Source organism: Streptoalloteichus hindustanus, from assembly GCF_900129375.1.
Lineage (GTDB): Bacteria > Actinomycetota > Actinomycetes > Mycobacteriales > Pseudonocardiaceae > Streptoalloteichus > Streptoalloteichus hindustanus.
The window spans coordinates 197,023-208,841 of sequence record NZ_FQVN01000006.1 but is presented as its reverse complement, the minus strand read 5'-3'; the positions used below and the strand labels follow the sequence as shown (position 1 = coordinate 208,841).

Annotated in this window: 10 protein-coding genes; 3 read left to right on the top strand and 7 right to left on the bottom strand. The window is 74.6% G+C overall.

Annotation, left to right across the window (positions count from 1 at the left end):
* Nucleotides 1-44 precede the first annotated feature (44 nt).
* The 5 genes from BUE43_RS19745 to BUE43_RS19715 all read right to left on the bottom strand — a co-directional run bounded on the left by BUE43_RS19745 (nt 45) and on the right by BUE43_RS19715 (nt 6,423).
* A complete protein-coding gene (locus tag BUE43_RS19745; protein WP_073485368.1) occupies nt 45-788 on the bottom strand; it encodes a 3-keto-5-aminohexanoate cleavage protein in 744 nt (247 codons plus the stop codon).
* 2 nt (nt 789-790) lie between these two features.
* A complete protein-coding gene (locus BUE43_RS35805) occupies nt 791-2,395 on the bottom strand; it encodes a GNAT family N-acetyltransferase (protein WP_327083466.1) in 1,605 nt (534 codons plus the stop codon).
* Between the two features lie 91 nt (nt 2,396-2,486).
* Nucleotides 2,487-4,646, bottom strand: a complete 2,160-nt coding sequence (ligA, locus tag BUE43_RS19725; protein ID WP_407697134.1) for an NAD-dependent DNA ligase LigA — start codon at nt 4,644-4,646, stop codon at nt 2,487-2,489.
* A 19-nt stretch (nt 4,647-4,665) separates the two neighbouring features.
* Nucleotides 4,666-5,388, bottom strand: coding sequence for a hypothetical protein (locus BUE43_RS19720; RefSeq protein ID WP_073485363.1), 723 nt, complete (start codon nt 5,386-5,388; stop codon nt 4,666-4,668).
* 132 nt (nt 5,389-5,520) lie between these two features.
* Nucleotides 5,521-6,423, bottom strand: coding sequence for a LysR family transcriptional regulator (locus tag BUE43_RS19715; protein ID WP_073485361.1), 903 nt, complete (start codon nt 6,421-6,423; stop codon nt 5,521-5,523).
* 89 nt (nt 6,424-6,512) lie between these two features.
* Here BUE43_RS19715 and BUE43_RS19710 point away from each other — a divergent pair, with 89 nt between their 5' ends.
* Complete coding sequence (locus BUE43_RS19710) at nt 6,513-7,532, top strand: YeiH family protein (RefSeq protein ID WP_083959930.1); 1,020 nt, start codon at nt 6,513-6,515, stop codon at nt 7,530-7,532.
* A 12-nt stretch (nt 7,533-7,544) separates the two neighbouring features.
* Here the strand turns inward: BUE43_RS19710 and BUE43_RS19705 are convergent, their stop codons facing one another.
* Nucleotides 7,545-8,018, bottom strand: coding sequence for an SRPBCC family protein (locus tag BUE43_RS19705; protein ID WP_073485359.1), 474 nt, complete (start codon nt 8,016-8,018; stop codon nt 7,545-7,547).
* Nucleotides 8,015-9,052, bottom strand: a complete 1,038-nt coding sequence (locus tag BUE43_RS19700; RefSeq protein ID WP_073485356.1) for a uroporphyrinogen decarboxylase/cobalamine-independent methonine synthase family protein — start codon at nt 9,050-9,052, stop codon at nt 8,015-8,017. The genes BUE43_RS19705 and BUE43_RS19700 overlap by 4 nt, the downstream gene beginning before the upstream one ends.
* A 357-nt stretch (nt 9,053-9,409) precedes the next feature.
* On the opposite strand from BUE43_RS19700, the gene BUE43_RS19695 reads away from it, so the two are divergent.
* Both BUE43_RS19695 and BUE43_RS19690 read left to right on the top strand, forming a co-directional pair.
* On the top strand, nt 9,410-10,759 hold the full coding sequence (locus BUE43_RS19695; RefSeq protein WP_073485354.1) for a cellulose binding domain-containing protein: 1,350 nt from the start codon (nt 9,410-9,412) through the stop codon (nt 10,757-10,759).
* A gap of 10 nt (nt 10,760-10,769) precedes the next feature.
* Nucleotides 10,770-11,771: a chitinase gene (locus BUE43_RS19690; RefSeq protein WP_073485352.1), complete on the top strand. Its 1,002-nt coding sequence runs from the start codon at nt 10,770-10,772 to the stop codon at nt 11,769-11,771.
* Nucleotides 11,772-11,819: the final 48 nt, after the last annotated feature.

Genomic DNA, 11,819 nt, shown 5'->3' with positions numbered 1-11,819 from the left:
GGTTGATCGCCAACGCCGGGCGCACGGCGACGCGCGGCCGGGCGTCAGTTGGGGTGCGTGGTGTGGTTGCCGCCCAGGAGGCGGCGGGCGGTGGCGACCAGCTCCGCGTTGCTGGTGGCGAGGCGCCCGTCGGGCAGCAGGAGGGTGTCCTCCAGGCCGATCCGGGTGGCGAGCTGCCGCCGGCCCGCCTCGGCCAGGACCGGCCAGCACCCGGTGTCCTCGCCGTGCAGCAGCAGCGGCGCCTCCGCGTCGCCCAGCTCGTCGATGATCCGCCGGGCCTCGACCAGCGCGGCCGCCGGGTCCGGGTCGACGACCTCGACCAGGACGCGGACCGCGCCGTCGGCGAGGCCGGCCGCCCGCACCCGCGCGGCGTCCAGGGCCGTCCACACGCCCAGCTCCACCCCGATGCCGGCCATGCGCAGCGCCTGCACGACCTCGCGCCACCCTTCCTCGTGCACGTTGACCGAGGCGACGTCGGGCCGGCCGGGGCCGAGGTCGGCCCAGCGCAGCACGTGCGCCACCCGCCGGGTGGGGTCCGGCTCCACCCACGCCGCGGTTGTGACGCCGACCTCTATGTCGGGCGCGACGGCCCGCACCGCGGTGACCGCCGCGGCCACCTCCTCCGGCTCCATCGTCTCCGGGCCACCGGCCACCCTGGGGTGCAGGTGGACCGAGCCGACCCCCAGCGGCACCACCGCGCGGACGTCCGCCGCGACCTGTTCCGGCGTCACCGGGACGGCGTTGTGCTCGTCCAGTCGCCGCGCCCCGTTCGGGCAGAGCTGCAACACGGCTACCTCCGCAGGGAGTGGACGTAGGCCAGCATGTGCAGGCCGAAGGACGTGTGCCAGTCCCGTTCCCGGTCCCGCAGGAATCCCGTCCGGGTGAAGAGCCGTTGCGCCGCGTACATGGTGGGCTGGGCGGAGAGCACGACCCGCCGGCCCCCGATCCCCCGGGCGTGGTCCAGCAGCGCCCGGACCAGCCCCTCCCCCACGCCCCGGCCCCTGGCCGTGGGCTCCACGGCCAGCATCCGCAGCTCCAGCTCCCCGTGCCGGGCGAGCTGGGCGTACGGGCTGTCCGCCCGGCACAGGGTCACCGAGCCGAGCCGGCGCTCCCGCTCGGCGTCGCCCTCGACCGCGACGAGCAGCTCGGTCTGCCGGGCGCGGCGCGCGGTGTCCGAGAGCAGGGGCACGACCGCCTCGCCCGCGTAGCCCTCGCCCACGTAGACCCGGGCCATCAGGTCGCCCACGGCCGCGAAGTCGTCGTCGGCGATCGGGCGGACGCGCACGACGCCCGCGGTGGCCGGCATCGGCAGCGGCTCCACCTCGCGGCCGTAGCCGAGCAGGCGGACCCCGGCGATCGACTCCCGGTCCCGGTCCGGCATCCGGGTGAACCCCATGGCCTCGTAGAGGCGTTGCGCGCTGCGCATCCGGTGCTGCGAGCTGAGCACGACGCGCCGGACCCCGTGCCGCGCCGCGCGGTCCAGCACCGCCTGCACGAGCAGCCGGCCGAGGCCGCGGCCGCGCGCCCTCGGGTGCACGGCCAGCGCCCGGAACTCCCACTCCGCGCCCCTGGCCACCTCCACCCACGGCGAACCCGGGCGGCAGACCGTGACCGTGCCCAGCACGCCGGTGGAGTCGACGGCCACCAGGAGGTCGGCCATCGCGGCCCGGCTCGCCGCGTCCCTGAGCACCCCCGCGTAGCTGGCGGTGCCCTCCAGGAGCCCGTCCGCGCGGTAGGCGGTGACGGTCAGCTCCCCGATCTCGTGGTACTCGGCGGGCTCCGCCGACCGGACCCTGGCCCGCCGCACCGGGTGTTCCCTGACCAGCTCGAAGCCGTAGGCGAGCAGCCGCGCGCCCGGGACCGGCTCCCAGTCGCGCTCGGGCATCCGGGTGAAGCCCATCGTCTCGTAGAGCTGGCGGGCCGCGCTGATCACGTCCCTGGTCAGCAGCACGACCCGCCGGGCGCGCGCCGCGCGGGCCCGGTCGAGCACGGCCCGGACCAGCCGGCGGCCCACGCCGCGGCCCTGGACGGCCGGGAGCACCGCCAGGGCGCGGAACTCCCACTCGTCGTCCCGGCTGATGGTCGTCCCCTCGGCGCCGGCCGCGGAGAGCGTGACGGTGCCCAGCAGCGCGCCGCTGACCCCGTCCACCGCCACCAGGAGCTCGGCCCGCGCGGCCCGACCCGCGGCGTCGCGCAGCTCCTGGTCCTGCCGGTCGTCGTCGACGAGCTGGCCGTCGGCGGCGAAGGCCGCCACGGTGAGCTCGCCAACGTCCGCGTACTCGGCCGGGTCGGCCGCCCGGACCACGATGGTTCCGGCCGTCAGGGCCGGGTTCGCCTCCTCGACCTTGTCCACTCCGTCCCCCAGTCGTCGCAGCCGCTGGCCGGCGTCCGGCACAGGTGCCGGGACCTTCCGATCATGGCGCGGGGGACGGCCCGTGGTCCCGTCCTACTCCCCGGATTACGCCGGGCGAGTTACCCGGTTCGGCTCAGTCAGTCCTGGCAATTTCCAACGCCGCCTCCGGTCCCCGGTCCAGCAGCACGCGGAACCCGTCCTCGTCCAGGACCGGCACCTTCAGCTGGACGGCCTTGTCGTACTTGGACCCGGGCGCGTCGCCCACGACCACGAAGGCGGTCTTCTTCGACACCGAACCCACCGCCTTGCCGCCCCTGGCCATGATCGCCTCCTTGGCCTCGTCGCGGGAGAAGGTCTCCAACGTGCCGGTCACCACGATGGACAGCCCCTCCAGCGTGCGGGGAACCGACTCGTCCCGCTCCTCGGCCATCCGCACCCCGGCGGCCCGCCACTTGTCGACGATCTCGCGGTGCCAGTCGACGGCGAACCACTCCTGGACGGCGGTGGCGATCCGGGGGCCGACGCCGTCGACGCCGGCCAGCTCCTCCTCGCTGGCGTCGGCGATCCGCTCCACCGAGCCGAACTCCCTGGCCAGGGCGCGCGCCGCGGTCGGGCCGACGTGCCGGATGGACAGTCCGACCAGGACTCTCCACAGTGGACGGTTCTTCACCTCGGCCAGGTTCGCCAGCAGCTTCAGCGCGTTCGCCGAGAGCTCGCCCTCCTTGGTGCGGAACAGCTCGACCTCCCCGAGCCGCTCCGCGTCCAGGTCGAACAGGTCGCCCTCGTTGAACACGGCCCCGGCGGAGAGCAGCGCGGTGGCCGCCTCGTAGCCGAGGACCTCGATGTCGAAGGCGCTGCGCCCGGCCATGTAGAACAGGCGCTCGCGACGCTGCCCCATGCAGTACAACGCGTTGGGGCAGCGGATGTCGACGTCGCCCTCCTTCTCCGGTCCGAGCTCCGCGCCGCACTCCGGGCAGTCGACGGGCATCTGGAACTCGCGCTCGTCGCCGTCGCGCGCGTCCACCACCGGGCCCAGCACCTCGGGGATGACGTCGCCGGCCTTGCGGATCACCACCCGGTCGCCGATCAGCACGCCCTTGCGCCGGACCTCGTTGGCGTTGTGCAGCGTCGCCATCGCCACGGTCGAGCCGGCCACCTTCACCGGCTCCATCACCGCGTAGGGGGTGACGCGCCCGGTGCGGCCCACGTTGACCCGGATGTCCAGCAGCGTGGTGGTGGCCTCCTCCGGCGGGTACTTGTAGGCGATCGCCCACCGGGGGGCGCGCGAGGTCGAGCCGAGCCGGCGCTGCAACGGCACCTCGTCGACCTTGACGACCACGCCGTCGATCTCGTGCTCGGCGTCGTGCCGGTGCGCGCCCCAGTGCGCGACGTGCGCCAGCACCTCGTCCACAGTGGACAGGACCGTGGTGTGCGCGGAGACCGGCAGGCCCCATGCCCGCAGCGCGGCGTAGGACTCGGACTGCCGCGACGGCTCGAACCCGGTGCGCCGGCCGAGCCCGTGGCAGATCAGCCGCAGCGGGCGGCCGGCGGTGACCTTCGGGTCCTTCTGCCGGACCGAGCCGGCCGCCGCGTTGCGCGGGTTGGCGAACGGGGCCTTGCCGTCCGCGACGAGCTTGGCGTTGAGCTCGGCGAACTCGGACACGACGAAGAACACCTCGCCGCGCACCTCGACCACCTCGGGCACCGGGTACTCGGCGGTGCCGGTGAGCCGCTCGGGCACGTCGCCCAGCGTGCGGATGTTGAGCGTGACGTCCTCGCCGGTGCGGCCGTCGCCCCTGGTCGCGGCCCTGGTCAGGCGGCCGTTCTCGTACCGCAGGTTGATCGCGATCCCGTCGATCTTCAGCTCGCACAGGAAGTGCGCGGCCGAGCCGACCTCCTTCTCCACCCGGTCGGCCCAGGCCCGCAGCTCGTCCGGGTCGAAGGCGTTGTCCAGGCTGAGCATGCGCTCCAGGTGGTCCACCGGCCGGAACTCGGTGGAGAACGCGCCGCCCACGGTCTGGGTCGGCGAGTCGGGCGTGACCAGGCCCGGGTGCTCGTCCTCGATGCCCTGGAGCTCGCGGAGCAACGCGTCGAACTCGCCGTCGGAGACGGTCGGCGCGTCGAGCACGTAGTAGCGGAACTGGTGGCCGCGGATCTCCTCGGCCAACGCCGCGTGCCGCTCCCGGACGTCGGCCGGGACGTCCTCCAGCCCCTCGGCGTCGGGGGTCCGCACCGGGGTCCCTGGCAGCTCGCTGCTCTCGTCGTTGCTGGTCACGCCCCCGAGACTAGCCAGGGACCCCGACAGTCGCGGCTCACGGTGCTGGCGCGGACGGGTGCCCCAGTTCCTCCGGACCGTCCTCGGGGCCGCCCTCGGCCCGCCACCGCTCGTCCAGCTCACGCACGAGCGTGCGCAGCTCACCGAGCGTGATGGCGTTCGCCGGTTCGGCGGACGCGGTCTCCACCCGGCCGAGCCGGTCGGCGGCCAGCCGCTCACCGAGGGTGGCATCCAGCGGCAGGAAGGTCATCGCCTCCCTGGACCGCTCGTTCAGCGCGGCGAGGCCGGGGTGGTGCACGGCGACGTCGACCAGCCGCGCCCGCTCGTCGACCAGCGCGGCCACCCGGACCTCGGCCAGCGGCAGCCGGTGCGCCCCGATGTTCACCGTGACCTCGGCGGGGTCCGGCACCGGCGGGACGGCGTCGTGGAACTCCCAGGTCGGGTCGGGCGCCGGCGCGGCCGCCATCCAGGCGTCGGTGAACGGGCGCAGCGCCGGGTCGCCCTGGCCGCTGACCACGAACGCGTAGACCGACCGCTGCCCGCGCTCCAGCGCGAAGTGCAGGTCCGGGTGCAGCTCGGCGACCAGCTCACACAGCTCGTTCTCGACCCGGTGCGGCTCCCCGTCGCCCAGCGCGGAGCTGACCAGCGGCAGCATCGCGTCCCACCGCCGCCAGAACCGCTCGGCGGCCGCCACGGGGTCGACCGTCGGCTCCGGCTCCGGTTCCGGCTCGGCGCGTCGGCGGCGCAGGAAGTTCCACATGGGGAGCCATTCTCCGACATCGGCACCCGCGCCACGCCGGGTTCGGCCGACCCGACCCCGACCGACCCGTCCCGATCGACTGGTCCCCGGCCAGGACGCCCCCGACCGGGGACGGCGCTCAGGGGACGGCGCTCAGGGGCCCGCGCGGCCCGCGATCGCCAGCAGCGCGGCGGCGGGCCCCACGAGCCGACGGCCGGACGGCCACACCGCGCACAGCGCCCGCCGCAGGTCGATGCCCTCCACGCCGACCTCGACCAGCCGTCCCTCGGACAGGTCGGTGGCGACGGCGAGCACGCTGAGCACCGCCGGCCCCGCGCCGGCGACGACCGCGCTGCGCACCGCCGTGGTGGAGCCGAGTTCGAGCAGCGGTTGCGCGGGTCCGCAGTCCGCCGCCGTCAGCGCGCGGTCCAGGGTCTCCCGCGTCCCGGAGCCCGCCTCGCGCACCACCAGCGGGGTGGCGGCCAGCTCGGCGGGCCGCACCGGCCGCCGCCGGCGCGACCACGGGTGGGTGGGGGCGACCACGACCGCGAGCCGGTCGACGGCCACCCGCCGGTAGGCGAGGTCGGACGGGATGGAGGGCGACTCGACGAACCCCATGTCGACCTCGCCGGCGCGGACCAGCTCGACGGCCGAGGTCGAGTTGGTCACCTGCAACCCGACGTAGAGCGCGGGCTCGGCGCGCCGCAGCTCGCCGATCCAGCCGGGGGCCAGGTGCTCGGCGACGGTCATGCTGGCCGCGACCCGCAGCTCGGCGTCCCGGTGGGCGCGCAGGGCGGCGGCCCCGGTCAGCAGGCCGTCCACCTCGTCGAGCACGCGCCGGGCCCAGTCGCAGACCACCTGGCCGGCCGGGGTGAGCCGCGACCCGCGCCGGGTGCGGTCGACCAGCACCAGGCGGAGCTGTCGCTCCAGCGCGGAGAGGCGCTTGCTGGCGGCGGGCTGGCTGACGCCCAGTTCGGCGGCCGCCCGACCGAGGCTGCCCCACTCGCCGACCAGCACGAGCAGCCGCAGTGACTCCAGGTCCGGCAGGCCGCTCATGCCTTCAGGTTATGAGCACGTCACCAAGATCGGGCTACCGACGGACGGAACCGTGACGGAGCGTGGTCACCGTGCCGACAGTTCCGCCCGTGCCCGCCGCGCCCGACACCGCCGCCCCGCCCACCACCACCGGGCGGGTCCGCCGTCTCCTCCCGGGGTTGCTGGCCGTCGGCGTGGCGGTCGCGGTGGCGGTGCTGGCCAACCAGGCGCTCCCGGCGGTCAGCGCGCTGACCATCGCGGTGGTGCTCGGCGTCCTGGCCGGCAACCTGCCGGTGCTGCCGACCGCCGCCCGCCCTGGGCTCACCTGGGCGACCCGCCGCCTGCTGCGGGCCGGCGTGGTCCTGCTCGGCCTCCAGCTCGCCGTGCCCCAGGTGCTGGGCCTGGGCGCCGGCACGCTGCTCGTGGTGCTCGCGACCGTGGCCGTCACGTTCGTGGGCACCGTGGCCCTCGGCCGGGTGATGGGCCTGCCCCGCGGCCTGTCGGTGCTGGTCGGCACCGGGTTCTCGATCTGCGGCGCCTCGGCCGTCGCCGCCGTGGAGGGCGTGGTCGAGCGGGACGAGGAGGACGTCGCGACGGCGGTGGCGCTGGTCACCCTCTACGGCAGCCTGGCGATCGCGGCGCTGCCGCTGCTCGCCGGCCCGGCCGGCCTCGGCGGCGAGGACTTCGGCCGCTGGGCGGGCGCGAGCGTGCACGAGGTGGCGCAGGTCGTCGCCGCGGCCTCCCCGGCCGGCGCGGCCGCGGTGGCCACGGCCGTGGTGGTGAAGCTGAGCCGGGTGGTGCTGCTCGCGCCCCTGGTGGCGGCGATCAGCGTCGCGGAGCGCCGGCGGCGGCCCGCCGCCGAGGGGAAGCGGCCGCCGCTGGTCCCGCTGTTCGTGCTCGGGTTCCTGGCGATGGTGGTGCTGCGCAGCGTCGACGTGTTGCCCGCCGCGGTGCTGGACGGGACGAAGTTCGTCACCACGCTCCTGCTGGCCGGCGCGTTGTTCGGGCTCGGCAGCGCGGTGCGGATCGCCGCCCTGGTCCGCACCGGGCCGAAGGCCCTCCTGCTGGGCCTCTTCTCGACGCTCCTGGTCGTCGCCGTCTCCTGGGCCGGGCTGACCCTCGTCCTCTGATCAGTCCTCTGATCACTGGGGCCGCGCGCCGGCCAGCACCTCGACGATGTGCGCGTTCCGCGCGACGATCAGGCGCTCCAGGTAGCGCCGGAGCCCGGCCGCCGCGACCAGGCGGCCGAGCGGCCCGGCCGGCGCGGCGAACTCGACCGCGTCCCGCATCGTCGTGCGCGTGGGATCGTCCGGGTCGACCTCGAAGACGTGCTCGTGCCACCACCGCCGGAACGGGCCGCGCACCTGCTCGTCGACGAAACGGTGCGGTCGGTCGCAGGCGCTGATGACCGAGGTCATCCGCCACGGCACGCCGAAGTGCCGCGCCTGCCACGTGACCGTGTCGGCGAGCCCCATCCGTCCACTTCGGACCCCGCCGACGACCCGCTCGCCGGACCGCCGCATCGAGCCGAGGTGGACGTCGACGTCGAGGGAGGCGTCGAAGACGGCCTCGACCGGCGCCGGCACCCGGGTCGTCAGCTCGAACCGCGCGGTCACCAGGACTCCGGCGGCTCGACGAACGCCCGGCCGAGGTCCCTGGCCAGCGTCATCGCGCGCCGGGTCCAGTCGGCCGTCGCGCCGGCCATGCCGCAACTGGGCGTGACCACGGCGCGGTCGGCGAGCCACGAGCGGGCGAAGCCGAGCCGGTCCACCAGCTCCAACGCCGGCGGCGCGACCTCCCGCAGGCCGGGAGCGCGCTCCGGGGCGAGGCCGGGCAGCAGCCCGAGGAACAGCGTTGCGCCGCCGTCCCACACCTCACCGAGCTCGTCCCACACCGCCGGCGGAGCGCCGCGCAGCAGCGAGACGTCCAGCGCGAGGGCGTCCGCGCCCGCGCGGCGCAGCAGGCGCAGCGGGGGCCGGGGCGCGCAGCAGTGGACGACCACCGGTTGGCCCGTCGCGGCGCGCGCCGCCGCCACGACCTGACCGAGGACGGTCACGGCCGTGGACTCCTCGACCGCACGCACGGTGCCGTACCCGGACGGGGTCGACAGGGCGCCGGCCAGGGCGGCGGGCAGCGTGGGCTCGTCGAGCTGCACGACGACCTGGGCGCCGGTGCGCGCGGCCAACTCGCGCACGTGGGCGGTCAGCCCCTCGGCCAGCGACTCGGCGAACTCGCGCAGCGCGCCGTGGTCGGTGAGCACGCGGTGCCCGCGCACCAGCTCGATCCCGGCGGTGAGGGTCCACGGCCCGGCGAGCTGCGTCTTGACCACGGCGGGCCGCGCGCCGGCGGCCTGCGTCGCCTCGTCGAACGCGTCGAGGTCGCGCCGCAGCAGGTCGACGGCCCGGCGGTGGTCCGCTCCCGGGCGCGCGGTGACCCGGTACCCGGTGGGGATCACCTCGACCGCGAGGTCCACCAGCAGGCCGGCGGTGCGGCCGATCATGTCGGCGCCGACGCCCCTGGCGGGCAGCTCGGGCAGGTGCGGCAGCGCGGGGAGCTCGCCCACGACGACGCGGGCGGCCTCCAGCGGGTCGGTGCCGGGCAGCGAGCCGATGCCGGTCGCCGTGCCGGCTGGCCACGGTGTGTTGCTCACGCCCCATCCCTACCACCCCGGCCGCCGCCGGTCCCGGCCCGCCCGTCCCCGGCGCCGGGGACAGAAAAGGTCTAGACCCATTGACGGGGTGGTCCAGGCCACATACCGTCGTGGCAGCCGGTGACCGGCAACCCACACCCCGGTCACCGGCCCCGCCGCCTCCCCGACGTCGTCCTCCGGACGACAGGCCTCGGGCGCGGGACGCGACGACACCGACCGCGTCCCGCGCCCGGCCTCCACGCGAGCGAGAAAGGCGGCGCGATCCTCCGGCCGGGCCTCGGAGCCCGGCATCCCCGACCACCTCACCGGTGGTCGTCCCGCTCTCCGCACCCCCTGCGAACACCTGTGGAGACAACAATGAGCTTCGGCAGACACCGGTGGGCGGCCGTCGCGGCCGCCGCCCTCCTCCCCGTCACCGCCCTACTCCTGGCCGGCGTCTCCGCCGGCGCGGACAACGGTCCCACCGCCACCTTCGCCAAGGCGTCGTCGTGGGAGGGCGGTTTCACCGGCCAGTACACCGTCTCGGCCGGATCGTCCACTTTGGACGGTTGGACCCTGGAGTTCGACCTGCCGTCCGGCACCGGCGTCACCAGCGCGTGGGACGCCTCGATGAACCGCAGCGGCGACCACTACACGTTCACGCCCCGCGACTACAACCGGGTCGTGAAGGCCGGCGGCAGCACGTCCTTCGGCTTCAACGGCACCGGCCCCGGCGCGCCCGTCAACTGCAAGCTCAACGGCCAGCCCTGCGGCGGCGGTGGCACGCCCACCACCACGACCACGCCCACCACGACGACCTCGCACGACCCCGGGCCCGGCCCGAACAGCTACGCGGCCGCGCCGTACTACTACTACGGCTGGGGAAGGCCGCAGCCGATCACCGAGGTGATGAGCGCGACCGGCGTCCGGACGTTCACGCTGGCGTTCATCCTCGCCGGGGGCGGCTGCACTCCCGCGTGGGACGGCCGGCAGCCCGTCGCCACCGACACCCGGTGGGCCGACCTGATCAAGCAGGTCCGCGCGGCCGGCGGCGACGTCATGCCCTCCGTCGGCGGCTGGAGCGGCAGCAAGCTGGGCGAGGTCTGCACCGACGCCCAGTCGCTGGCCAACGCCTACCAGCAGGTCATCGACAAGTACTCGCTCAAGGCGATCGACCTCGACATCGAGAACACCGAGTTCGAGAACTCGGCGGCGCAGGACCGCATCATGCGGGCGCTGCGGATCATCCGGCAGAAGAACCCGGGCATCAAGGTCTACGTGACGATCCCGGCGCTGCAGAGCGGCCTCAACCGGTGGGGCAACGACCTGGTGAAGAAGGCCGTGGAGGTCGGCGTGCCGATCGACGCGTGGACGCTGATGCCGTTCAACTTCGGCGCGAGCGACCTGGGCCAGGCCACCATCAACTCGATGGAGGCGTTGCACCGGCAGCTCAAGGCGCACTACCCGGGCAAGTCCGACGCCGAGATCTACCGGATGCAGGGCATCTCGTCGATGAACGGCCGGACGGACACCGGCGAGTTCGGCTACCAGTCCGACTTCCAGGACATGCTGGCCTACGCGCGGCAGAAGCAGTTGGGGCGCTTCACCTTCTGGGCGGTCAACCGCGACCGGCAGTGCTCGGGCGGGGGCTCCGGCTCGCGGGACGACTGCAGCGGCGTGACCCAGCAGCCGTACGACTTCACGAAGATCGTCGCCCAGTACCGGTGAGGAGGACGTCATGAGGAACCGGAAGTCCAGGATCGCCGCGCTCGTCACCGGCGCCGTGTCCCTGTGCCTGGCCGCGTTGCTGTCCGGCCCCGGCGTCGCCGGCGCCGCGACGGCGAGCGCGGACGGGCCAGGGACGAGGGCGGCCATGCCGAAGGTCGCGCCCTACATCGACATCACGATGGAGAAGCCGACCCTGACCGAGGTCGCCCGCGCCACCGGCCAGAAGTACTTCACCCTGGCCTTCGCGCTGGGCAGCAGCACCGGCTGCGACCCCAAGTGGGGCGGGATCATCGACCTCAACGAGCCCCGGATCATCAACCAGATCAGGGAGCTCAAGGCGATGGGCGGTGACGTCGTGATCGCCACCGGCGGCGCGCTCGGCCCGTACCTGGAGCACGTCTGCGGCAGCGCGAGCGCCCTGGCCGGGGCCTACCGGAAGGTGCTCGACGCGACCGGCAGCAACCACCTGGACGTCGACGTGGAGGCGTCCATCCCGGCGGACACGGTGAACCAGGCCCTGGCCACCGTCCAGCGGGAGCGGGGGACCTCGGTCAGCTACACCCTCCGCGTGCAGGGCCAGGACTACGGCGTGGACCCGTTCTCGCTGCAGATCCTGCACAGCGCGGCGCGGCACAAGGTCGACGTCCTGGTCAACCCGATGCTGATGAACTTCGGCTACAGCGGCGACTGGGGCGACGCGATGGTCTCCGCCGCCAACGCCACCCTGCGCCAGATGAAGGAGGTCTGGCCGGGCAAGTCCGACGCGGAGCTGAAGGCGAAGCTGGGCGTCACCCCGATGATCGGCCGGAACGACACCGGCATGACCACCACGCAGGCCCACGCCCGCAAGGTGCTGTCCTTCGCCCAGGCCAACCGCATCGGCTTCATCGGCTTCTGGTCGGTGGGCCGGGACAACGGCCGCTGTTCCGGCGGCGGCGTCTCCCCCACCTGCAGCGGAATCCGCCAGTCCGACTACGAGTTCACCAACATCTTCAAGTCCTACGCGGGCTGACGAGCCCGAATCCCCGCCGTGCCCGTGGGGAGTCCTCTCCCCACGGGC